This is a genomic window from Streptomyces sp. NPDC058157, assembly GCF_042884105.1.
Lineage (GTDB): Bacteria > Actinomycetota > Actinomycetes > Streptomycetales > Streptomycetaceae > Streptomyces.
This window is the reverse complement of record NZ_JBHVUQ010000049.1, coordinates 1-22,177: the sequence shown is the minus strand read 5'-3', so window position 1 is coordinate 22,177 and position 22,177 is coordinate 1. Positions and strand designations below refer to the sequence as shown.

Sequence of the window (22,177 nt, the reverse complement as noted above, 5' to 3'; positions counted from 1 at the left end):
ACGACCACGATGATCAGGCTGGATAGTCTGGTCCGCCGTCATGACCGGCTGGAGGATGCCGCAGATGAGCCAGTACTTCGACCTCGGCGACGAGACGCTGTGGAATCCGTCCAATGGAGCTTCTCGCATGTTCCGGCGCCAGGTGGCGGTCTTCGAGGCGGAGCTGGGACTCCCCTCGGGCATCGGGTCGATGGAGAACGACGAGTGCCAGATCCGCCCCGATGCCCTTGAGGCCTTCGTCGACGCCCTCTTGGCGCAGCACGGAAAATCGAACCACGCCGTCTGGCTCGCGCTCTCCGAAGGCTTCACCGCCACGGTGCTGGTTCTCGCGGAACGCGCCGGGATCACTGTGGACTGGGCGCGGCACGGAGCCGCCCCGCAAGCCCGGCCCGGCGACGTGCAGGCCTCCGCCCTCGCCGGGGCGCCCACCCCGGCGGAAGGCGGCGCCTGGGGCATGGGGCTGCGCGAGAAGGCACGAGAGCTGGGGCGGCGCATGCCCCGCTGACCACCGCCGCCGGCCCGCCCGGCTGAGGAAACGAGGTCCTGGACCCAAGGCGGCCCGTCGTCTGGCCGACGGGCCCGCAATCCTCCGGCACGGCCCGGCTGGAACTCCCCCCGGGTCAGGGGGTGACGAGGGCGAGGTCCTGGAGGACTTCGGTGGACGGGAGCTGTGTGAACGTCGCGCCCGGCACGATGAGCTTGCCGCGTCGGCGACCGCTGCCGATGAGGACGTAGGGCATCTCGGTGACCGCCGCGTCCACCAGCAGGGGCCAGGCCAGAGGCAGACCCAGCGGGGTGATGCCCCCGTACTCCATGCCGGTCGCCTCCACCGCCGTCTCCATCGGCGCGAACGACACCTTCCGCGCACCCAGACGGCGGCGCACGGTCCCGTTCACGTCGACCCGGCCGTACGAAGGGACCAGGCAGGCGGCGAGGGTGGTCCCGCCGCCCCGCTTCGCGGCGACGACCACGCAGTTGGCCGACGCCTCGAGCAGCTCCTGCCCGTAGTGGGCGACGAACCGGGCGGTATCGGCGATGGCCGGGTCGGTGTCCACGTAAAGGAACTCCTCGGCCGGGACGTCCCCGGACCAGGCGCCGATCGCCTCGGCCACGGGCCGGACGAGCTCCTCGAGGCAGGAGGGGGCCGGTACGGCGTTGAGGAACCTGTCGAAGATCCCGGGAAGATCACGCATCCCCGCACGCTAACACCCCTCGCCTCACGGCCCGTCCGCCGTCCGGCCAGCGGACGGAACGACTCGCCGCGGGACCACGTTCCTCCGTGAACTGGAGCAGCTCCTTCCTCGTGCGGCCCTGAACCGTCACGGCCCGTGCCAGCGGGCGATGACCGCATACAACGCGCTGAGCGCCCGGTTGCCGCGTAGCCCGGCGGGTCGAGACAAGCGGCGATACTCCCGGATGCCTGCGGCCTCGGTCGCCGGTCGGCGGGGCGCGCGCCAGGTCGCCGCCGACGCGGTGACCACGGTGACGAGGGCGCAGAGTGCGACGGTCCTCCCGATGCGGGTCCACGGGATCACCGTCGGCGCGGCGGTCACGACCCGGTTCAGCGAGGCGTGCTGGGGCACCGCGACGAGGACGGTCGCCACGGCGGCGAGGACGGTGCCGGCGACCACCGCCACGGCCGACTCGGCCGCGGCCACCTTCACGATCTGGCCGCGCACCGTGCCGGCCAGACCGAGCAGGGCGAACTCCCGTCGCCGCCTGGCCATCGCCATGACAAGGGTGTTGGCGACCGCGATCAGGGCGTAGGCCGGCGTGATCCCCAGGATGACCAGCGCGGCGTCGTCCGTCTGCTGCGCCGCGTGCGCGCGCTGGGCCTCCAGGTAGGCGTGGTAGGTCACGAGGTGTGCGCCGGAGCCGGCTAGCGCCTGGTTCACCGCGGCCGTCTGCCGCTCGTCGAGCGGCAGGCCCGCGCCCGCCCGGGAGTCGGGGTGGACGCGGCTGGGCAGCAGGGCGCCGGTCAGCGACGCTGAGAGGTAGGTGTCGTCGCCGTTCAGGCCGCGCGCGACGACCGCCGCGATGACGGTCGGAACGCGCGCGCCGGTCGGCAGCAGCGTGACCACCCTGCCGCCGACCGGCAGGCCGTTGGACTGGGCGGCGTGCTCGTCCACGACCAGGAAGTTCTCGGGCGGCGAGGTGAGCGACCCGGAGCGCACGGGCGGCGTGACGGTCGTGCCCAGTGGCGCCGCGGGCACCGCGTTCGCGCAGCGCCGTCATCAGCATGCGGAAGTCGCGTGGGCTCAGCCCGGTGAACGGGTTTGCCGAGAGCCGGGTTGTCGCGGCCACCGTGCTGCGGCTCAGGCAGGTCGGCGCCGCCGGTAGTAGGCCCAGGCCAGAGCCAGCACGATCGGCCCCCACAGCATCGCCGGGCTGATGCACAGCCGGGCCAGGGCCATCCACCATCCGTTGCTGTACCCCAACTCGGGGAGGACGCCTGCCCATGCGAGTGGGTAGAGATCGAACATCGCCACCAGGGCCAGGCCGCCCAGGACCGCCGGGATCACCGTGGCGAGCGGCGCCACCCGCCGGCCGCCGACGAACGGCACCCAGCGCGGCACCACCTCACCCCAGCCGGCCACCAGCCCAGTGGTCAGCAGAGCCAGCGCCTCGGTGAGCACACTGAGCCCGACGACGTAGAACGGGGTCCACCAGGGAGCGACGGGTGCCGCCGGGTCGATCATTCCCATCCGGAAGTCGGCGGCGAACGGCAGCCGCCACAGGCAGTGCGGCAGCACGACGAACGGGAGAGCCTTGGCGAGCCGGAGGGCCCAGACGGGGACGGGGCGCTCGGTGTCACCGAGCGGGGGGACGTGACGTGTGATCGGCATGACCCCCACGATCGCCGAGCCTCAACGACGTTGCGTCGGCTACACGCACGATCAGCATCCCCCACGGGAGCCACCCCTCGATCGTCCTGAAGGCTGACCCCCGGCAGAACCCGGGCAGCCATCTCGGACGTCAATTACAGGACAACCCTTGGGCCGCGGGCGGCATCCACGCCTCCCGGGCCGATGCTGAACGTGCGCGAACCCTCGCCTTGATTCTGTGGTGGCCTTCAGGTGATTTTGCGCGTTTCATTCCACTCGGGCATCGTCTTGATGATCTTGCAGATTATCGCCCTCGCCTTCAGGGCGACGGGCGGCGATACGAATGAGGTATTCGTGCGCTTCAAGAAAGCGTTCGTTTCTGTCACGGCAATCGCAGTGCCACTGCTCCTCACCGGCCCCGCCTTCTCGGCACAGAACGACCGGGCCGTGGAAAGGCCGGTGCTCGGAGACGCGAACGGCCAGCATGAAATACACGAGGGAATCGTCTACTTCAACTCCAACTACGCCGGAGGGATGTACGACCACAGCGAGGACATAAACTACGTCGGCCGCTCATTCATGTCCTGGACCGATGAACAGGCCAGGAAGCACACCAATGGGGCCGGACAGACGGTGAAGAACAACGCCGCATCCGTCGCCAACTACGATCCGAAGCGAGTTCTGCGCATCCATTTCAATTCAGGATGCAAGGGGCGCAGCCAGAACGTCGGCGGCTACAAGAACTACAACCTGGAGAAGTGGCTGAAGAACAACAACGCTTCGCAGTGTTGGGGTGGCTGACCTGGTCAGTTCGGTCCCTTCCCGTCGCACTCAGCACTCCAGGATTGGTCGATAAGATGTTCAAGATTTCCAACCGGCGGCATGCCAAGAATACCTTCATCACCGGCGCTGCCGGCCTCACGCTGGCGGGTGCCGTCGCCTGCGTGCTTTCGCTGGATGACTCACCCGTGGGTGCGCAGGCTGCCGGCGCCCCGGTGGAGATGCTCAGCGGCGACGACATCGGCAGGGTGCTCGCCTCCTTCCTGCCCAAGGGGGCCGATCTGAAGGTGGTCGGAATCCAGGGGACCCACGACGCCAAGCAGGGTGGCGAGCGGGCGGCGGTGCAGGCCCCCACCGCGCGGATCGTCGTCGATGAGGGGACCGGCCCCGGCCTGGTCGGCATCGGCTTCGGCCACGGGGACGTGACGGCCCGCAACATCGGGTGCCCGCTGCAGGGCGGCAACCCCGATGAGCAGTGCGAGCGCACCGAACTTCCCGATGGCGGTGTCCTGGTGGTCTCGCAGGGGTACGAGCGGCCCTCCGAGCGCCAGGGGCCGCGGATGATCCAGGCGGACATGTACACCAAGGAAGGCCGGCAGGTCAGCGTGTACACGCTGAATGCCGCCGAGGAGAAGTCGGGTACGGTCACACGGTCCCGGACTCCGCTGACTGCGCAGCAGCTCAAGGAGATCGCGACCAGTCCGAAGTGGGACGCCGTGCTCGCCGGACTCCCCGCCTCCGACGCCGCGAAGTCCGCCGCGCGCCCGGCCGGTGAACCTCTGGCCGCGGACATCGAGAAGGTGGTGCGGGGCCTGCTCCCCGCGGGAGTCTCGGTCGCGGAGACCAGTGGGCAGGACGGATTCCTCGAAGCCCTCCTCCATGACGGCAAGGGCGACACGCACTTCCAGATCAATGTGCAGCGGCTCGGGGGCCGGCAGAGCGGCGGGGTCTACGCGGAGCTCTACGACGGCGCCGAGAGGACGCCGGACGGTACGAGGGTCAAGGTCACCGAGGAGCCTGCCGAGAAGGGCGGGAAGAACGCCGTCGAGTGGACCGTCGACACCGTCCGGGCCGACGGACTCCGCGTGGTCGTCACCGTCACGAACAGCACCGGCCCCTACCAGGACGCCAACCGGAGCACACCGGCACTCACCGTCGACCAGCTGAAGCGTCTGGCTCTGGACAAGGCGTGGGACGGAATCACCGGCCGCTGACGCCGCTCCGGCACGGACCTTCAGGGTGCCCCCGGGTCCGGCAGCTCCCGGCGGAAGACGGCCGCATGAGGGCAGGGAGCTGCCGGATACTGGTCGGCATGACGAACACCCCTGCCGTGCCCCCTCCGTTCTCACGGATCAAGATCCGGGTCGGAGCGCTGGTGTTCTGCGGTGCTGAGGTCGCTCTCATCCGCCGCGACCGCACCGGCTCCCGCCACTACTCGCTGCCCGGAGGCAACGTCGAAGACGGCGAGGACCTCACGGTCGCCCTCGCCCGGGAGCTCGCCGAAGAGCTCGCCCTCGACACGGCCGCGGCCGAGGGCAGAGACCTGGTGTGGGTCCTCGACCAGCGCGTGACCCGCCCCGGCGCCACCCCGTCCCCGCGCAAACTCCACCTGGTCTACCGCTTCCACGTCAGCCCCGCCGTGCGCGCCACCCTCGCCGAGCGGGAGCTGGACGAACTTCCCGACGGGAGCCACGAGGCCGGGGTGATCGAGTGGATCGACCACCGCAGGACGGCCGCGCTGTCGGTCTACCCACCCGTCGGGCCGGCGCTCGCCGCGCTCACCGACCCCCGCGGCACGGCGAGCGGGGTGGCCCTGGAGGCCATGACCGACTCGAACTACACCTGGGTATGACGGGCCCGGGAGCCCGGCAACCGAGGAGAGTTCAGGATGCGACGGCCCTCGTTCGTTCGGCCCCTGTTGGCGGCCTCGGGCGGTGGGTGGGCTCGGTCGGGGGTCAGCGTAGGGCGATGAAGCGTGCCGTGCTGGGTACGCCGTTCTCGTCCAGCAGGAAGATCATGTAGTACCCGGGCGGGGCGTCCGCGGGGGTGGGTGGGGCTTCCAGGGTCAGGCGGCGGCCGTCGCGTTTGGTGATCTTGAGTTCGACGTGGCGCTGGCTGAAGTTGACGGCGTGGGTGGCGGTCGTCGGGGCGACGAGGACGGCTTTCTTGACCTGGTCCGGGGTGAGGGTGGTGACGGGGAAGCGGGAACCGTGGGCGAGCGGGCCGGCGGGGACACTGTCCAGGCGTGGGCGCGGTGTGCCCTGGTGGAGGTAGGCCGGTTCGAAGATCTCGATGCTGCCGTTCATGTCGTCGTCGATACGGGGGTCATTGGCGAGCTGCTGGAGTTCGTCGCCGGTGACCATGACGCGGCCGTCGGGGAGCAGGACGGCGTTCGAGTGGTAGCCGCGCGGCAGTCGCTGGACGGGGCCCAGGCGCCAGGTGCCGGAGGCGTCGCGGGTATCGGTCTGGCGGTACTTGAGGTCGGCGCTGGGGTTGTAGGGGCCGTTGCCGTAGTCGCGGATGGAGTAGGCGCCGTTGACGGTCAGGAGGCTCGTGTCGGGCAGGAGGAGGGTGGTGTCCTGGGTGCGGCCGAAGGCGCGTGGCTGCTGCTTGTCCCAGGTGCCGTTGGCGAGCCGGTAGGTGTTGGGGTCGTCGCGGTCGCCGCCGAGGACGAGGACGGAGTCCGGGCCGCGGAAGCCGGGGGCGGGCAGGGGGACGGCGGAGCCGTAGCCGCGGTGGATCCCGTCGGGCCGGGCGGGCAGGTCGGTACGGGTTTCGGCTTCCGGGTCGAAGGCCCACTGGCGGGTGGAGTTGCGGCCGAGGCCGTAGACCTTGCCGTCGCGGAGGGTGAACAGGTGCGGGTAGTCGCTGTCGGCGCCGAACGGGGCGTCCGTGCGCAGGGTGTCCGTCGACAGGTCCCGGGGGACGGCGGTGCGGTCGAAGGGGACGGGGTGTCCGAGGGCGGGGAAGCGTTCGATGCGGGAGGTGGAGGTGCCCCAGCCCTGCTCGGAGTGGCCGGACATGATGAGCAGCCGGCCGCTGGGGGCGGTGACGACCGAGGGGTACCAGCGGCCCACCGCCATGTCCTTGTTGACGGCCCAGGTCTCGGTCCAGGGGTCGAAGACGAGTGAGAGGCGGGCGCCGGCGCCGCCGCCGTAGCCCAGGTTGCCGCCGAAGACGCCGAGCATGCCGTTGGGCAGGAAGGCGTGTCCGGAGCAGAAGAACGGCGCCGGCCGCTTCTCCCCCGTCCCGTCGGGGACCGCGACCACGGGCGGGGTGACCTTGGTGAAGGCGTCCGCCCCGGTGCCCTTGGCGGGGTTCCAGAGGAAGGCCCGTCCGGCGTTGGCCTTGCCGGTGGTGGCGGTGGGCGCCGGCTCCTCGGTGGGGTCGGTCTCCATCCGTTCGAAGGAGAAGAGGAGGACCTTCCCGGTGGGGAGCATCGCGATGTGGGCGGCGAAGTCCGGGGAGGGGAAGTACTCGGCGAACTGTCCGTAGGCCTTCGGGTGGAAGTGGGCGTTCGCCTTGTCCTGGGACGCCGTCAGCTCCCTGAGGCTCTCGATCCGGGCCAGCTGCGAGTACCCGCCGAGCTGCCGCAGGCTCTCCCGGAGCCGGGCGTGCTCGTCGGCGTGCCCGCTGCCCAGTACGGCCGCCTCGTCCGGGTGCGACGAGCCGTCGTGGGCGGCGGCCGGCTGCACGCCGGTGGCGAGGAGGGCTGCGGCGAGGGCCGACAGCGCCGCCCGTCTGACGGCCTGCTGTGTGCGTGACATCGGACGGCACTCCTCACCGGAACACGAACCGGGCGCGGGACGGGGACTCCGCCCGCCGCCTCAAGATCTACTGCCTCGGCACGTACACCGCACCCCGGCGGCCTCAGACGGGAGTGGTCCGCCGGCCCGCCGGGTCGCAGGGCAGGACGGATGCGGGCCGTTCGGCGCGCAGGTCGTGGAGGGTCCCGTCCTCGATCTGCCGGATGGCGGTGGGCGAGATGTGGATGAACCCGGCGAACGGCCGGTCGATCGTGTAGATCATGACGAGGGCGCTGGTGAGCAGCGCGGTGATCACGAAGAGGGCGGTGAGCTGCGCTGCGTTGTTGCGGTGCGGGATGGACACGCCGAGTCCGATGACGGTGATGGTCAGCGTGCTCAGCAGGAACCACATGATGGCGGGCGGGATGGTGGGGCTGGCCTGGGCGAGCCGCTGCTGGCGCTGCGCGGAGCGGCTCTCGTCGGCGGAGACGAGCATGCCGAAGGAGGGTTCGGAGCGCAGCTCCAGGAACGTCTGGCGGAAGTCCTTGCTCCAGATGTCGGGCTCGGGCGAGCCCTGGCCGTCCTCCATGGCCGGCCATTCCCTCATCCGGACGGCGCGGGCGTAGCAGACGACACCGGCCTGGAGGCGCAGCCGGGGTGCTTCGGGCACGTAGGCGGCCACCTCGGCGAGGTGGTCCAGGGCGTGCGCCTCCGCGCGGGCCGCGTCGTCCGCCTTGCTGTACGAGGCGGACGAGGTGGCCAGGACGAAGGCCAGGAGCAGGACGGTGAGCGTCTGCATCGGCCCGATCAGATCGCGGACACCCATGCCCTCGTCGTCGGCACTGACCAGTCTGGGCCTCAGGAACCGGTTGGCCGCGAGCGAGGCGAGGAGCGCGACCGCGGCGACCACGATGAGGATGCTCACCCGCCGGACTCTTCCACGCCGGTCCGGGCGCGGGGCCGACACGGCCGCGCGACGGCTCGTGTCGTTCGCCTGGATGCAGGAGCGGGCACGGTCGCCCTGGAAGCCCGCCCGGGTGCGGCGCGCTGCGGGAGGGGTCAGCCGAACAGTCGGCGCCAGGTGTGCTCCCCCGGGTAGCCGTCGGCGTCGGTGCCGGTCCAGCCCTGGGCGCGCTGGAATTCGGCGACGTTGCGGCGGTCCGCTTCGCCCCAGGAGGTGCTCGGGCCGATCGCGTAGTGCCGGCCGAAGCCCTTGCGTACCAGTTGGCGCCCGAGCGTCAGGACGTGCTCGTTGACCTGGCCGGGGCGGAAGTGCCCGGCGCCGGGGAACGCCGGGCGTCCCTCGTCGTCCTGTCCGGGCCGGCTGTCGTCCGGCGGAGGGGGAATGTCCTTGCCCTTGCCGTGGACCAGGTAGTCCCAGGTGGTCCTGCCGGGGATGCCGTCGGCATCCGCGCCCGTCCAGCCCTGGGCCCGCTGGAACGCCTGAGTGGCCTTGCGGTCCGCCTCCGACCAGCGGGGGCCGGGGCCCGAGGTGTAGTACGCGCCCGCGCCGCGCTTGGCCAGCATCCGGCCGAGCTCGGTGACGTGCCGGTTGTCCGCCCCGGGGCCGAACTTGTCCGCGCCGGGGAACGCCTCGGTGTCCTGACCCGGTGGGGCTGGTTGCGAGGTGAGGTTCTTGTAGCGGTAGGCCACGTAGCCGGAGGAGTTCCTCCAGTAGGCGTAGGGCGTCGTGCGCGTGATGGCGTGCGGTCTGGTCTGCTCGTAGGCGACGTACCGGGTCCGCTCCCCGTTCGCCCAGCCGCCGAAGATGACGACGTGGGAACCGGCGACCGGGTTCGCGGCGTTGTGGAAGAGGAGGATGTCCCCCGGCTGGAGCTCGCTCTTGCCGATCCGCGTGCCGTGCGCGGCCAGGCTGCCCGTCCACTGGTTGTCCTTCAGCCCCCAGGCCATGGACACGAGCCCCGAGCAGTCCTGGCGGTAGCCGTCGGACCAGTAGCGGTTCATGTCGTACGGCACCTGGGCGTCCACCCAGGTCTTGGCGCGGGCGATGATCTGCTCGCGGGAGAGCCGCATGTCCTGCGCGGCGTGCAGGGTCTGCGCGCCGAACAGCGGGCCGGGCGCTCCCTGCTCGTTGCCCGCGTCCGGATGGGTGGTGGGGTCGTCCGACGGGGGCGCGGTAACCGGCGGCGTCGGCGGGGGTGGTGCCGGGTGCGTGGAGTCCGCCGCGAAGGCTCCGCCGGCACCGCTCGCGAGGGTGCAACCCGCCACGGCCGTCACCAGGGCGGCCCGGACGGCCTTCCGTCCCTGGGCGTCAGGGTGACGCGTAGGACGGGCCGCGGTCGTGCACCCGGCGCAGCCGCAGTCCGCGGGAGCGGGTATGTCCTCGAAGGCGGGAGCGGCGTACGGTGCCGCTTCGCGACGGCCCGGTCGCACCGCCGCCCGTCGTGTCTCCGGCCGGGAAGGTCCGGCCGGGAGCACCGGGGAAACATGACGCACAGGTCTTCTCCATTCGTTGGTCGTTATTCGTTGGTCCTACGGTTCGCGTCCGGCGAGGAGGGCGTTCCCGAGCCTTTCCGCGCCGCGCAGCGGGCCGCCCAGGCGGTGGACGAGCACCCAGTGGCCGTCGGCGCGGGCCCCGGCGAAGAGGCGGACTCCGTGGGTGGTGCCGTTGTGCCAGATGACGTCGCCGCTCCTCAGCCAGGTGGGGGCCGGCTCCCCGAGCACCCCGTCGACGAGCAGGCCGGCGACCAGCCGGGCCGTGGCGGTGGGGGTGGCCCACAGGCCGCCGGCGGGGAGGACGGCGCCCGACAGGGTCCACGGGCGGCGCGGGCGGCCCAGGACGTCGGCGCCGGTCAGGCAGCGGTCCTGCGGCGGGTGCGCGGTCATCTCCTCGATGCCGAGCGGGTCGAGGACGAGCGCGCGTACGAGTTCCTCGTAGCGGCTGCCCGCTGCGGCGCACAGGGCCTCTCCGAGGACCGCGTATCCCAGGTTGGAGTACTGGTGTGCGCGGCCCGGCGCGGTGGTCTGCAGGGTGGCGAGGTCGGCCAGTACGGAGCCCAACGCGGCCGCGTCGAAGGCGCGGTAGGGGTCGCCGCCGCCGGTGCGCGGGGGCAGGCGGGGCAGTCCGGAGGTGTGCTCGGCGAGGTGGCGGAGGGTGATTCCGCAGGCGGGTACCCGCGGGAGCCATCGTTCCAGGGGATCGTCGAGGCCGAGGACTCCGGTCCGGGCCAGCCGCATCAGGGCGGTTCCGGTGACCACCTTGGTCAGCGATCCGAGTTGGACGTAGCGGGAGGCGTCGTGGCCGCGGGTGACGGTCGGGGTCAGTGGGCCGGCCGCCGTGAAGGTGGGGATGGGGAAGATGGTGCGTTCTCCGTTCGGGGCGGCGTGACCCTCAGACTAGGAAACGGTCCTACGGTCCGCGCCGCCCGAAGGTCCTGAGGCCCCCGGTACAAGGTCCTGAAGTCCCCTGGGGGAAACGGCGGTTCCTCGCGTGGTCGGCACCGTCCCCGCCTCAGGCACCCGAGTCGTGGATGGCTCGGCCTGGCCGCCGCGAATACCGGGAGCGTGAGGCCGCCCGCCGACGGGCTCGTCGGTGCCCGCCCGTACGGTCTCCCCGCGTGCGGTTCCCCGGACCGGTGCTGGCACCGTAGGAGTCATGGGCGCAGAAGGAACGACACCGGAACAGGAACCCTCCGTGCGGAGGGGGCTCGTATTCCTCGGGGAGGTGGCATGCCGCTATCGGACGGACGGGATACGCCCGGAGGACCTGCCGATGATCGCGGCTGAAGCGCTCGCGGCCGGACTGGACACCCCCGCGTTGTGCGAACTCGCCGGTTGGTCCCGCAACGCGGATCCGCGCGACATCCGCGACGCGTTCGAGCGGGCGCTCGCCGAGTCCGGGATCGGCTTGCCGGACCGGGGCCTGGCACGGCGCCACGCTCTGCGCCGGATCGCGGCGGAACTCCTCGACGGGCAGACAGCTCCCGCCGACCTGGCGCGGGACGACTGGTGGGAGACGGAGGCCCAGACGGCGGAGGAGGAAGCTTTCCTGGCTCTGCTCCCGCCTTGCGATTGCTGCATCGCGTACACGTTGGGCCTCGACCAGCAGGCGTGGGCGGCCCAACTGCGGGCCGCCGCGCTCACCCTGACTTCGTCTCCGCCGATCGGCCCCGGGTGCTGACTCTGTCCGTCGTGCCATAGGCCGGGATCTGGAGCCGGGCCGCGTAATCGGCGGCCGTGGGCGGGCTGTCCCCCCGGTCGGCCGCGCCCTCCGCCTCGATTAATTCGGCCTCTCCCCTGGTCCGGCTGCAGTCGGCCGCGATCCTGATGACGCGATCCACCACAGGCATCAGCACGACCAGGACCGTGATCACGATGTCCACCGCTCCCCCTCCAGTCTGCCCGGCGGCTGTTCCGCCGAGGCCTTCACCTGAGTAGGGGGACGGGACTCCGATCCGCATGACGCGAGCGACGAAGAAGCTCTCCTTGTGGGCGGGAGCCCTCCGCTCGATGATGGCGGGCACGGGAAGCCAAGGGCGAGCAACTCGGGGGGCGTCATGCTGGCGGAGGAGTTCGGGTACCAGGTCTCACCGCGGCCTGCGGCGTCGCAGACCCCTGGCGTGCTGCCCGCGCTGGAGCGCACCTTCCGGGACATGCACCGCAGCACCCTGCGCCTGATCGCCTGGATCATCGGCGCCCTGGTCCTCTTCATCGCCGTCGTCCTGCGGGAGCCGCTGCTCGCCCTGGCGCCCCTGGGCAGCGCGGCCGTCGGCCTGGGACTGGCCGTGCCCCTGACAAGACGCCGGCGCCGGGCGGGCGAGGAGCAGCTTCGCACCCGTCCGTGGCAGGTCTGGCCCGCACGCGTACAGGAGTCGGGCGACAAGGAGTGGCCGCACCTGATGGTGCTGCTGGCCCCCGACCGCACGGCCGCCGCGACGTTCCGGTGCCAACTGCCCCGGGACGTCTGGATCGGCATGACCGACGGGCGGGGGGTGGTCTGGTTCTGCGGCGACCTGCGCTTCGGTGGAGTGGCGGCCCTGCCCGGCGCCGCGCGGGCCTGGCCCGTCGCGGCCGTGGCGCAGCCGCAGGCTCCGTCGGCGCCGGCCCGGCAGGGCAGCGCGCTGGAGGAGGAGCTGGTCCGCGAGGCGGCCCGGGCGGTGGCCTGGAACTTGTTCGGATAGCGGTCCATCGGAGGCGGGGCCGGTAGGGAGGGCCGGTGATGCGGCTCGGCCGGGGACGCTCAAGTGTGTGCCGGTCGTGGTCGATGACTTCACCATGGATCTCGGACTGGAAGGCCGCGTGGCCGTGGTGACGGGCGCGAGCCGCGGTATCGGCCTCGCGATCGTGCGGGCCCTGGCGGCCGAGGGCGCCCTGGTGGTGGCCGGTGCACGTCACTCCTCTGCCGAGCTCGACGCACTGGTCGAGCTCGGCGGGGTCCGTCTCGTGCGGGTGGATCTGGCCGAGGTTGAGGGAGCCCGGCAACTCGTCGCGGCGGCCGGGGACCGCATCGACGTCCTCGTGAACAACCTGGGCTCGGCATCCGCCCGGCCGGGTGGATTTCTCGGTGTCACCGATGAGCAGTGGCAACAGGCGATCAACCTCAACCTGTTCACAGCGGTGCGCGTCACTCGGGAGGTGCTGCCGCTGATGCTGGACAGGGGCAGGGGGTCGATCGTCAATATCTGCTCGGTCAACTCCGTGCTCCCCGACCCGATGGTGATCGACTACTCCGTCGGCAAGGCGGCACTGGCCAACTTCTCCAAGGGCGTGTCCAAGGAGGTGGGCGGCCGCGGGGTCCGCGTGAACACGGTCAGCCCCGGTCCGGTGGAGACCGACCTGTGGCTGGCTGGTGACGGCGTCGCCGCCACCGTGTCCCGGGCGACCGGCATGACGCCGCAGGAGGTGGCGGCCCAGGCCGCCGGTGCCACGGTCACCGGGCGGTTCTCGAAGCCCGCCGAGGTCGCGGACGTGGTGCTGATGCTGGCGAGCGACCGGACGAGCAATGTCACCGGATCCGACATCACCATCGACGGCGGATTGCTGACGACGTGGTAGCCGGTCAGCTCCCGTGCTCGGTTCCGGGGACGGCTGAGCCGAGGTCGGGAGATGCCCTTGCGGCGTGTCCTGGGGACGTGGGTCAGTGGTCGCTCGGCGCGAGGAGGTCGGCGAGGAGGTGGTGGACGTATGTGGTGTCGAGCCCATCGGGGCGGAAGAGGATGCGGTACATCGTGGGGGCGACGACACGGTCGAGGATCGTCTCGGCGTCGGGTGCGACTTCCTGGCGGTCGGCCGCGCGGCCGAGGATGACCTCGATCTGCTCGGCCGCGTAGGCCGAGCACTGGCCGGCGTTGCTGCCGTCCGGGTCGCCGAGCAGGGCGTCGCGGATGTAGGCGCGGCCCGTGGGCGCGGCCATCTCCTCCAGGAACTGTTCGGCCCACGCCTCGAGGTCGGACCTGAGGCTGCCCTTGTCCTCCGGCGCCGTCTCGGGCCGTAGCCGCTCGACCGCCACGTCCGACATCAGCTCTTGGAGGTCGCCCCAGCGGCGGTAGATCGTGGACGGGGTGACTCCGGCCCGCGCCGCCACGAGCGGGACCGTGAGGGCTTCGCGGCCCACCTCGGCTTCGAGTTCGCGCACCGCGGCGTGCACCGATGCCTGCACCCTGGCGCTGCGCCCTCCGGGGCGCACCATGGTCTTTCGGCTCATGGAACCAGCTTAAAGCAAATATGATGCTTCAAGCGGTCGTCTGGGTTGTGGCCAGGGGGCGTGCGGGCCGGGTCTGCTCGTAGGCGTGGCCGACGCGCAGGAGCACCCGCTCCCCGAGGGGGTGGCCGAGCAGTTGCATGCCGATCGGCAGGCCTGCCGAGTCATGGCCGACCGGGACGGACAGCGAGGGCACCCCGGTGATGTTGGCGGGGGCCGAGAGGCGTACGTAGGCGTCGGACACTCCCTCGACGGTGCCGTCCGACCAGGTGATCGTTTCCTCGTGCGCCTTCACCGCGGTGGCCGGGACGGTCGGGGCGGCTATCACGTCCACGTCTTCCAGCATGCGGGCCCAGGCCTGCTGCATCAGGGTGCGCGAGCGCTGGGCGCGCAGGTAGTCCCCGGCCGGCATCAGCTCGCCGGCTTCCAGCAGGATGCGTACGTCGTCCCCGTACAGCTCGGGGACGGCGCGCAGGGTGCGCTCGTGGTAAGCGGTGGCCTCGGGCACCATCAGGCCCCACTGGGTGGCCTGGACGTAGCGCGTCATCGGGATTTCCACCTCGACGAGCTGCGCTCCGAGGTCCTCGAGCTCGGCCGTCGCGAGGCGGACGGCGGCCTCCACCTCGGGCTGGACGTGGTCGAAGTAGTAGGTGCGCGGCACGCCGATGCGCAGGCCCGTCAGCTCCGTGGCGCCACCGGGCCGGTAGTGGGGGTGGGGTGCGGCCAGGGAGGCGGGGTCGCGTGGATCGTGGCCGACCAGGGAGGAGAGGACCAGGGCGGCGTCCTCCACGGTGCGGGTGATCGGGCCGACGTGGTCCAGCGACCAGGAGAGGGACGTCACGCCGTGGCGGGGGACGAGGCCGTAGGTCGGCTTGAGGCCGACGACCCCGTTGAGCGCGGAGGGCACCCGGATCGATCCGCCGGTGTCGGTGCCGAGGGCGAAGGTCGCCGCTCCCGCGGCGACGGAGACGGCGGAACCACCACTGGAGCCGCCGGCGACCCGGCCCCGGTCCCAGGCGTTGCGGGTCTGCGGGGTGGTCAGGCCGTAGGCGAACTCGTGGGTGTGCGTCTTGCCGAGCAGGACCGCGCCTGCGGCGGCCAGGCGGGCGGCGACCGTGCTGTCGGCCTCGGCCCGGTGGTGGCCGGTACGGACCCGGGAGCTTGCCGTGGTGGGTGCACCGGCGACGTCGATGAGGTCCTTCAGCCCCATGGGGACGCCGTGCAGCGGGCCTCGCAGACGGCCGGCCGCGACCTCCCGCTCGGCCTCTCGGGCCGCCCTGCGGGCTTCGTCGGCCCCGACGGAAACGTATGCCTGAAGCTGCGGCTCCACCTGCTCGAGGCGGTCGAGAACGGAGTCCACCAGCTCGACCGGGGACAGCTCGCGCGCCCGGATCGCTTCGGCGGCTGCGGCGATGGACAGTTCATACGGCTGCATCGTTCTTCTCCTCTTCGGCTCGGTAGGCGATGGCGGGCGGGGTGTCCGCGAAGTCCAGCTCCCGCAGGACGGAGACGACGGACTGGATGTGGTTGGCGGTGGCGGCGACGGCGGCGAGCCGGTCGGCGGGCAGCGGGAGCCCGGCGCGGTCGGCCCAGCGGGCCGCCTCCGAGGGTGTGAGTTCGGCGGCAGTTGACATGGGCGTTCTCTCCTGATCGGACGGGAACGGGAGGGGAGCGATGGAGCGGTCCTGGGCGCCCGGCCCAGGGCCGCCGCCCATCAAAAGCTAATGGTTGGCTTTAAGTGACGATAGGCCGTAAGATCACTTAAAGCAAACGGATTGCGTTTAGAGGGAGGGGTGCCATGTCCAACGCCACGTCAGATGCGGCATTCACGACCCCCATCACCGCTGGACCCACTGAAGGACCAAAGGAAAGACGGAACATGCAGGCTTCACCGACCGACCGGACCACCGCCCTCCCCTCCTGGACCGTGGGCGCCGTCGCCGTCCACCGCATCGACGAGATTCCCCTGCCGCCCGCGACCGGGGCATGGCTGCTGCCGGACGCCACCCCGGAGGTGGTCAGGCACCAGGACTGGCTGCACCCGGACTTCGCCGACCACGACGGCACCCTGCGCATCGACAGCCACAGCTTCGCCTTCACCGTCGACGGGCTGCGCGTCCTCGTCGACACCGGCATCGGCAACGGCAAGGAGCGGGCCAACCCGGCGTGGCACGACCTGCGGACCGACTTCCTCGACCGCCTCACCGACGCCGGATTCCCCCCGGATTCGGTAGACCTGGTCATCCTCACCCACCTGCACGCCGACCACGTCGGCTGGAACACGCGACAGGCCGACGGCGAGTGGGTCCCCACCTTCCCCCGTGCGCGCTACCTCACCTCACGCGCCGAGCGCGAGTTCTGGGCCACGTACGACATGGAGCCGGCCCGCAGGCAGATGTTCCTCGACTCCGTGGTCCCGGTCGAGGAGGCGGAACTGCTCGACCTCGTCGACGTCCCGGTCGAGGGAGTCGAGATCGCTCCAGGGCTGCGCCTGCTGGCCACGCCCGGTCACACCCCGGGGCACGTCGCGGTCGAGCTGACCAGCCACGGCGAAGCGGCCCTGATCACCGGCGACTGCGTCCACCACCCGGTCCAGTTCGCCCACCCCGCCATCGGCGCCTGCGTAGACATCGACCCGGCACAGTCCGAGGCCACGCGCCGCAGCCTGCTCGACTCCCTCGCGGGCACCGACACCCTGGTCCTCGGCACACACTTCGCACCGCCCACCGCCGGCCTGGTGGTCACCCACGAGAACACCTACCGCCTCGCACCCGTCCCTGCCACGGCGCACACCGTCCCGCACTGACCACATGCCCCATCCGACCCGCCCGCCGGCCCGGGCCGCCCCTGATTCCCGGCGGCCCTGCACCTCGCGGGCTCGGGGCCGGGTCCGGGTCGGGGTCGGCCCCGCTCGCAGCGGGGAGGGTGCGGGCTTGCTCACCCGTGGGCCGATCGCGTGGTGCGACGGCAGGCCGGCGGTGTGGACTCAGGCGCCTACACATTGCCGGGACGATAAGGGCACATGTGCCATATTGCTGACGTACTCCTGACGAAAGGCATGTCATGAAGTTCGCAGTCATCGGCGGTACCGGGCTGATCGGGTCCCAGGTGGTCAAGAACCTGAACGCTGCCGGGCACGAGGCCGTACCGCACTCGCAGTCCACCGGAGTCGACGTCATCAGCGGCCAGGGGCTGGACGAGGCGGTGGCAGGAGCCGACGTCGTCGTCAACCTGACGAACTCCCCGACCTTCGACGACGCCTCCCTGGCCTTCTTCCAGACCTCGATGGACCACCTCTTGGCCGCGGCACAAAAGGGTGGCGTCGGCCACTTCGTCATCCTCTCCATCGTCGGCGCGGACCAGGTGCCGGAGCTGGACTACTACCGCGCCAAGGTCCTCCAGGAGGACATCCTCGCGGCCGGGCCGATCCCCTACTCGATCGTCCGGGCGACGCAGTTCATGGACTTCATGGAAGCCGTCCTGTCCTGGACCGCCGACGGCGACACCGTTCGGTTGCCCGCCACGCCGATCCAGCCGATCGCCTCCAAGGACGTGGCCGACGCGGTGGCGGAAGTCGCTTCGGGCGTCCCGCTGGCCGGCATCCGCAACATCGCCGGCCCCGAGATCTTCCCCCTGGACGATCTGGGCCGGCTCACCCTGTCCCGCAAGGGCGACAACCGTACCGTCGTCACCGACCCCACCGCCGGCATGTTCGCCGTCGTCAAGGGTGACGTCCTCACCGACAAGGACGCGCACCTCGCCCCCACCCGCTACACCGACTGGCTCGCCTGACGCGTGCGCGTCCTCTGGGCGCGCAAACGGGCGGGCCTGAGGGCGGCTCACGCTCACCCTCCTCGGCCGCTGGTCGGCGGGCCACGCACTCGGCTGACCCCGTGGCCCGTGTGGATCTCCGTCACGACCCTCGTCGTCGGCCCGGCCTGGCCCCGGCCAGCGGGCGGCTCACGCGGGCGCTGCCGCGCCGCGGCTCCTCCCCCGCAGACGGGACGGCCACATGTGCGCACTGCCGGCCGAGACGGCCCGCTTGTCGGGCGCAGAGTAGATGTCAGTGAGGCGCAGGGCTTCGTCAGTGGCGCGCCGTAGGTCAATTGGTCCAGCGGGCTGCGATGGCGTGATCGACGTGGAAGAGGGCGTCGCACTCCGCGCAGTGCGCACTGCCGAAGACGTAGGTCAGTTTGCTCGCGACTTCATGCTGACCGTCGGCGAGAGCACGTGCGTGCAGCCGCTTGGCTATCCCTTCCATGGAGGACGGGTCTGCGGGCTGCAGCTCCCTACGGTGCCCAGCGGCCTCGTTCATGTAGAAGCCGTCGGTCGTTGAGAAGTAGCCGTACTCGCCGAACACCACGAAGTTCTCGGCCTCACACTCAGGGCAGGGAACCTCGAACTCCTCGCCGCTGAGACCGTGCAGTTCCTCCCCCCACACCTCGACTCCCTCCAAGGCCAGCAGGGCTTCCAGCAGTTCCACGTAGCGGCCTGGGCTGTCGGTCAGCGACGGCTGGTGCAGTGCCTGCTCCACCAGTTCGATCAGCTTGGCAATCTCGGCAGCGTAGGCAACTTGTGGATCAGGCGTCTCGTAGGGCCGGTCGGTGCTGGCGACGATGGAAGCGGCCAAGAGCAAGGGCATGGATCGGTCTGCAGCCGTCAACTGGCGCGCCTTCTCGGCGAGCGCGGGCAGGGCGGCGTAGCTCGCGGGGTAGACCGTTCCTTGGTGGCACAGGCGGGACCAGAGCTCGTTCCACGCGGGATTTTCCGGGTCGGGTCCGGCTGCCTTCAGGAGGCCGGGCACGTCTTCGGCGGTGCCGTAGGCATGGGTGAGCTGAGACCAGTCCGTCATAGGGCTGATCAAAGCAGACGCTTCCAGCATCGAAGACTGCGCCCTGGTGCCGGGCGACCCGAGAGAGCCGGCGGTCGGCGGCGTGGCGTGTGGCAGCTCTGGAGCTTCTCTGGATCTTCGTGCTGTGGTGAACGCGGTGCTGGACGTACAGTGACGCGTGGGGCCCTGCGGTGAGGGCCGCGTGGGGGAACAGGCAGGCTCTGCATGATGCGGAAACCGGACCGGGCCGCCTGGTGGGAGCAGCTGCCCGCGGGGATCCGCGACCAGATCGACGGGTACGTCCTTCAGGACGCCATGCTCGCGGCGATCCGTGTCGTCGTCGATGTCGGCCTGGCCCGTGATGATGTGGGGGTCGGTACTGCTCAGCTCATCGTCGGCGACCGCTACGCCCACTACGGCAACAGGATCGCCCGTGCCCCGCACAGTCCGCTAGACCTGGAGTCCTTGGCCTACCGTGCTGGTGGCGCCGCTGGCCGCATCGTGGCGATCGAGGCGATCTGGGACGGTGACACCGTCCACGGCTGGTTTGTGAGACTGCTGGCCATCACCGCCGAACCTGCGGAAGAGCATGTGCTGGCCACCGTCTACGCGAGCACAGCCAAGCGGTACCTAGGCGAGGACGAGGGCGGCAGCCCGCGTCATCCGGCGGGGATTGCCGCCGGAAGGGCTGGTAGCGGTCTGGCCGCCCACCTTTCGGTTCCCTTCCATTTCGCGAGTCCGGACACTCCGGACGACGAGGCTCCGCGCTGGCAGACGACCACGTGGAGCGAGCCCGGCCTATAGCGGCTGTTCGGTCGGCTTCGGTTTACGGGCTCTCTCGGGTGGCGGCAGCTGCGTCGTACGCGGCCAGGGTCCGGTAGAGGGTGGAGCGGCCGACGCCGAGGTACCGGGCGATCGAGGCGACGGATTCCTTGGCGTCGCGGCGCCGCAGGGCGACGGCGAGCATGTCGCCGTCGACGGCTGGCGGGCGGCCGCCGTGGTTGCCCTTCTCAGCGGCGGTATCCAGGCCGGTCAGGGTCCGTTCGTGGATGAACTCCCGCTCGACTTCCGCCATCGCGGCGAACACCACGAAGAGGACCTTGCCCGCGCCCTGCGGGTCGTGCATCCCGGCGAGCGGGCCGGAGAGGATCTCCAGGCGGTGGTCGCGTTCGGCGAGGTCCTGTGCGGAGGTGATGAGCTCGATCATGTTGCGGCCGAGGCGGTCGAGCATGGTGACCGTGAGGGTGTCGGCCGGGCGGAGGTCGGCCAGGGCGGTGTTGTACTCGGGGCGGATTCTCTCGGGTGCCGATCTTTTCGACGTAGATGCGTACGCAGCCGGCCTTCTTCAGGAGACGCACCTGTCCGGCGAGGTCCTGGCCCCTGCTGGAGACGCGGGCGTAGCCGATGCGGTCGCCCCCTGGCGAGGAGTTCGGGGTCGAGGTCGGGTGCGGGGCCGGGCTGCCAGGTGCGGCCGGGCCCGCGTGCGGCGGGGATGCGGATCGCGGGCCCGGACTTCAGCGCGGGGATCTTGCCGTAGCGGCCGGTGTGGTAGTCGACGGCGACGACGCCGGAGTTCGCCCGGCACACCGACCCGGGCGGCGCCCCGCACCGCGGGCACGGCTCGCGCTCGATCATCTCGGCGCAGGCGATCTCGTCCAGGTCGCTGTCCACGTGTCCCCTCCCGCCCGTCCACTCGATGCGGATCGTCCCGAATACCCGTCCCGCTTCTCCAATGCGCCCGCGGGTTCCGGGACGCCTTTCGGGACGCCTCCGCCGACCCTGATGCCGCGAACGGAGACCGCCCCGGCATCGACCGTTCCCGGGACGCGCGGACGAACGACTGTCGTACGGATCTACGGCCACGGGCTCGGCTCCGCCCTCGACCACGCGCGCGCCCACCCCGACACCGGCGGCGTGCTCGCCCTACGGCACGTCCCACCCAACGCGTACACCGTCACCCCGCGCCTCGACGTCCTCGCCCCTCACCAGGTCGACGCTCTCACCGGGCGGAAGAACCCGCACCCCGAGATCCGCGGCCCCATCCAGCCCGCCGAGGCCGAAGTCCTCCTCCGGGTCTGGGTAGACGGTGCGATCGACACCAACGACGCCGCCCAGCGCCACGCCCTCGAAGAGCTCGCCGCCGCTGACATGGTCACCCGCGGCGACATCATCGACCGCTTCCACGACAACGTGCTCTACAGCCTGCGAATGCTTCCCGAGCCGCCAGTGCCGACTGACACGGACTCTGCGCCCCCACTGTCATAACCCTGCGCATCCCACTGACATCCACCCTGCGCACGACACCGCTGCCGCAGCTGTTGCCGGCCCTCGGCGCCCAGGGACTGTCCGCACCCGGCTACGTCGTCTCCCGCCGCCTTCGTCACGGAAGCGTCTGCCGGGGGCCGCTTCGGCCGTCCGGTTCGCCGCGCCCTCACCGTGACCGGGCTCGCCGCCGACTCCGGCCCGGTCGGCGGATCCCTTCGGCGCCGATGCTTCATGGACAGCTGTCCATGTATTCTGGACATCTGTCCAGGACTACTCGGGAGAGGGGCTACACCCATGGAGACGACCGCGACCGTACTGGTGGGCCTGGTGGCCGCACTGCACGCGTACTTCCTGGTGCTGGAGATGTTCCTGTGGGAGCGGGCACCCGGCCGTACGCTCTCGGGGTTCGACGCGGAGCTGGCCCGTGCCACCGCGCCCCTCGCGGCGAACCAGGGCCTCTACAACGGCTTCCTGGCCGCCGGCCTGATCTGGGGGCTGTTCGCCTCCGACCCGACCGGGTTCCAGGTCCGGGTGTTCTTCCTCGGCTGCGTGCTGGTCGCCGGGGTGTACGGGGGGCTCACCGCCAACCGGCGCATCCTGCTCGCCCAGGCGCTGCCCGGCGCGTTGGCGCTCGGCGCCGTCCTGCTGGCAGGGTAGGCGGCATGCCGGAAGACCCCCGTACGGAAAGGACCCGGGCCAAGCTGCGGACGGCCCTGCTGGAGGAGTGCGCGAGCCGCCCGCTGGATGCGGTCAGCGTCGCCGCCCTGGTCCGCCGGGCCGGGGTCGGCCGGGCCACGTTCTACCTCCACTACGCGGACCTGGAGGCACTGTCCGTCGACGCCTGCGCCGAGATCGTCCGCGAGGCGGTGGACGCCCTGCACGCCTGGCGCGGGGTCCCCGACCCCGCGCTCCCGCCGCCGGCCCTGACCGCCTTCTTCGATGCGCTCCCCCAGCACGGCGGGCTCTACCGGGAGTTGCTGCGCCCGGGCGGCGGCGGACCGCTCGGCCTCGTCCTGCACAAGGACCTGCGCGCCCGCAGCCGGGCCGAACGCGCCCTGGCGGGCGCCCC

25 protein-coding genes are annotated in these 22,177 nt (G+C 71.3%); 13 read left to right on the top strand and 12 right to left on the bottom strand.

Going from position 1 to position 22,177, the window contains the following annotated elements; all coding sequences use genetic code 11:
- The first annotated feature begins 64 nt into the window (after positions 1–64).
- Positions 65–505: a DUF6086 family protein gene (locus ACFVXK_RS15170; protein WP_389611975.1), complete on the top strand. Its 441-nt coding sequence runs from the start codon at positions 65–67 to the stop codon at positions 503–505.
- Positions 506–620: 115 nt separating this feature from the next.
- Here the strand turns inward: ACFVXK_RS15170 and ACFVXK_RS15165 are convergent, their stop codons facing one another.
- The 3 genes from ACFVXK_RS15165 to ACFVXK_RS15155 form a co-directional block, all read right to left on the bottom strand.
- Positions 621–1,193 carry a YbaK/EbsC family protein gene (locus ACFVXK_RS15165; protein WP_389611974.1) on the bottom strand — a complete coding sequence of 191 codons (573 nt, stop codon included), beginning with the start codon at positions 1,191–1,193 and terminating at the stop codon, positions 621–623.
- Between the two features lie 126 nt (positions 1,194–1,319).
- Complete coding sequence (locus tag ACFVXK_RS15160) at positions 1,320–2,174, bottom strand: FtsX-like permease family protein (RefSeq protein ID WP_389611973.1); 855 nt, start codon at positions 2,172–2,174, stop codon at positions 1,320–1,322.
- 141 nt (positions 2,175–2,315) lie between these two features.
- Complete coding sequence (locus ACFVXK_RS15155; RefSeq protein WP_389611972.1) at positions 2,316–2,846, bottom strand: hypothetical protein; 531 nt, start codon at positions 2,844–2,846, stop codon at positions 2,316–2,318.
- Positions 2,847–3,116: 270 nt separating this feature from the next.
- On the opposite strand from ACFVXK_RS15155, the gene ACFVXK_RS15150 reads away from it, so the two are divergent.
- The 3 genes from ACFVXK_RS15150 to ACFVXK_RS15140 all read left to right on the top strand — a co-directional run bounded on the left by ACFVXK_RS15150 (position 3,117) and on the right by ACFVXK_RS15140 (position 5,457).
- A complete protein-coding gene (locus ACFVXK_RS15150; protein WP_389611971.1) occupies positions 3,117–3,626 on the top strand; it encodes a hypothetical protein in 510 nt (169 codons plus the stop codon).
- Positions 3,584–4,819, top strand: a complete 1,236-nt coding sequence (locus tag ACFVXK_RS15145; protein ID WP_389611970.1) for a hypothetical protein — start codon at positions 3,584–3,586, stop codon at positions 4,817–4,819. The genes ACFVXK_RS15150 and ACFVXK_RS15145 overlap by 43 nt, the downstream gene beginning before the upstream one ends.
- A gap of 98 nt (positions 4,820–4,917) precedes the next feature.
- Positions 4,918–5,457 (top strand): NUDIX hydrolase, encoded by a 540-nt coding sequence (locus ACFVXK_RS15140; RefSeq protein ID WP_389611969.1) that lies wholly within the window; start codon positions 4,918–4,920, stop codon positions 5,455–5,457.
- Positions 5,458–5,560: 103 nt separating this feature from the next.
- Here ACFVXK_RS15140 and ACFVXK_RS15135 read toward each other — a convergent pair whose 3' ends face one another.
- The 4 genes from ACFVXK_RS15135 to ACFVXK_RS15120 form a co-directional block, all read right to left on the bottom strand.
- Positions 5,561–7,372 (bottom strand): galactose oxidase-like domain-containing protein, encoded by a 1,812-nt coding sequence (locus tag ACFVXK_RS15135; RefSeq protein ID WP_389611968.1) that lies wholly within the window; start codon positions 7,370–7,372, stop codon positions 5,561–5,563.
- A gap of 103 nt (positions 7,373–7,475) precedes the next feature.
- Complete coding sequence (locus ACFVXK_RS15130) at positions 7,476–8,276, bottom strand: hypothetical protein (protein WP_389611967.1); 801 nt, start codon at positions 8,274–8,276, stop codon at positions 7,476–7,478.
- A 134-nt stretch (positions 8,277–8,410) separates the two neighbouring features.
- Positions 8,411–9,745: a peptidoglycan-binding protein gene (locus ACFVXK_RS15125; protein WP_389611966.1), complete on the bottom strand. Its 1,335-nt coding sequence runs from the start codon at positions 9,743–9,745 to the stop codon at positions 8,411–8,413.
- Between the two features lie 99 nt (positions 9,746–9,844).
- Complete coding sequence (locus tag ACFVXK_RS15120; RefSeq protein WP_389612006.1) at positions 9,845–10,636, bottom strand: serine hydrolase domain-containing protein; 792 nt, start codon at positions 10,634–10,636, stop codon at positions 9,845–9,847.
- A 448-nt stretch (positions 10,637–11,084) separates the two neighbouring features.
- Here ACFVXK_RS15120 and ACFVXK_RS15115 point away from each other — a divergent pair, with 448 nt between their 5' ends.
- The 3 genes from ACFVXK_RS15115 to ACFVXK_RS15105 all read left to right on the top strand — a co-directional run bounded on the left by ACFVXK_RS15115 (position 11,085) and on the right by ACFVXK_RS15105 (position 13,366).
- On the top strand, positions 11,085–11,492 hold the full coding sequence (locus ACFVXK_RS15115; RefSeq protein ID WP_389611965.1) for a hypothetical protein: 408 nt from the start codon (positions 11,085–11,087) through the stop codon (positions 11,490–11,492).
- A 376-nt stretch (positions 11,493–11,868) separates the two neighbouring features.
- Positions 11,869–12,492, top strand: a complete 624-nt coding sequence (locus ACFVXK_RS15110; RefSeq protein WP_389611964.1) for a hypothetical protein — start codon at positions 11,869–11,871, stop codon at positions 12,490–12,492.
- Positions 12,493–12,586: 94 nt separating this feature from the next.
- Positions 12,587–13,366: an SDR family oxidoreductase gene (locus ACFVXK_RS15105; RefSeq protein ID WP_389612005.1), complete on the top strand. Its 780-nt coding sequence runs from the start codon at positions 12,587–12,589 to the stop codon at positions 13,364–13,366.
- A gap of 82 nt (positions 13,367–13,448) precedes the next feature.
- Here the strand turns inward: ACFVXK_RS15105 and ACFVXK_RS15100 are convergent, their stop codons facing one another.
- Genes ACFVXK_RS15100 through ACFVXK_RS15090 form a run of 3 tightly spaced genes read right to left on the bottom strand, consistent with a single transcriptional unit; the run spans position 13,449 to position 15,646 of the window.
- Entirely contained in the window at positions 13,449–14,015 is a 567-nt protein-coding gene (locus tag ACFVXK_RS15100) for a TetR/AcrR family transcriptional regulator (protein ID WP_389611963.1), read from the bottom strand.
- Positions 14,016–14,043: 28 nt separating this feature from the next.
- Positions 14,044–15,447 (bottom strand): amidase, encoded by a 1,404-nt coding sequence (locus tag ACFVXK_RS15095; RefSeq protein WP_389611962.1) that lies wholly within the window; start codon positions 15,445–15,447, stop codon positions 14,044–14,046.
- On the bottom strand, positions 15,434–15,646 hold the full coding sequence (locus tag ACFVXK_RS15090; protein WP_389611961.1) for a hypothetical protein: 213 nt from the start codon (positions 15,644–15,646) through the stop codon (positions 15,434–15,436). Before ACFVXK_RS15090 ends, ACFVXK_RS15095 begins: the two co-directional genes overlap by 14 nt.
- Before the next feature lie 245 nt (positions 15,647–15,891).
- Between ACFVXK_RS15090 and ACFVXK_RS15085 the strand changes: the two genes are divergently transcribed.
- Complete coding sequence (locus ACFVXK_RS15085; RefSeq protein WP_389611960.1) at positions 15,892–16,818, top strand: MBL fold metallo-hydrolase; 927 nt, start codon at positions 15,892–15,894, stop codon at positions 16,816–16,818.
- Between the two features lie 257 nt (positions 16,819–17,075).
- Entirely contained in the window at positions 17,076–17,804 is a 729-nt protein-coding gene (locus tag ACFVXK_RS15080; RefSeq protein ID WP_389611959.1) for an SDR family oxidoreductase, read from the top strand.
- Between the two features lie 310 nt (positions 17,805–18,114).
- On the opposite strand, the gene ACFVXK_RS15075 is transcribed toward ACFVXK_RS15080, so the two are convergent.
- Positions 18,115–18,864, bottom strand: a complete 750-nt coding sequence (locus tag ACFVXK_RS15075) for a hypothetical protein (protein WP_389611958.1) — start codon at positions 18,862–18,864, stop codon at positions 18,115–18,117.
- A 207-nt stretch (positions 18,865–19,071) separates the two neighbouring features.
- Here ACFVXK_RS15075 and ACFVXK_RS15070 point away from each other — a divergent pair, with 207 nt between their 5' ends.
- Positions 19,072–19,647 (top strand): hypothetical protein, encoded by a 576-nt coding sequence (locus ACFVXK_RS15070; protein WP_389611957.1) that lies wholly within the window; start codon positions 19,072–19,074, stop codon positions 19,645–19,647.
- 22 nt (positions 19,648–19,669) lie between these two features.
- Here the strand turns inward: ACFVXK_RS15070 and ACFVXK_RS15065 are convergent, their stop codons facing one another.
- Complete coding sequence (locus tag ACFVXK_RS15065) at positions 19,670–20,137, bottom strand: recombinase family protein (protein WP_389612004.1); 468 nt, start codon at positions 20,135–20,137, stop codon at positions 19,670–19,672.
- Positions 20,138–20,625: 488 nt separating this feature from the next.
- Between ACFVXK_RS15065 and ACFVXK_RS15060 the strand changes: the two genes are divergently transcribed.
- From ACFVXK_RS15060 to ACFVXK_RS15050, 3 genes are all read left to right on the top strand, one after another.
- Positions 20,626–21,108 carry a hypothetical protein gene (locus ACFVXK_RS15060; protein WP_389611956.1) on the top strand — a complete coding sequence of 161 codons (483 nt, stop codon included), beginning with the start codon at positions 20,626–20,628 and terminating at the stop codon, positions 21,106–21,108.
- A 294-nt stretch (positions 21,109–21,402) separates the two neighbouring features.
- Entirely contained in the window at positions 21,403–21,765 is a 363-nt protein-coding gene (locus tag ACFVXK_RS15055) for a DUF1304 domain-containing protein (protein WP_389611955.1), read from the top strand.
- Between the two features lie 5 nt (positions 21,766–21,770).
- Positions 21,771–22,177 (top strand): TetR/AcrR family transcriptional regulator (locus tag ACFVXK_RS15050; RefSeq protein ID WP_389611954.1); only part of this gene is annotated, 407 nt, incomplete at its 3' end.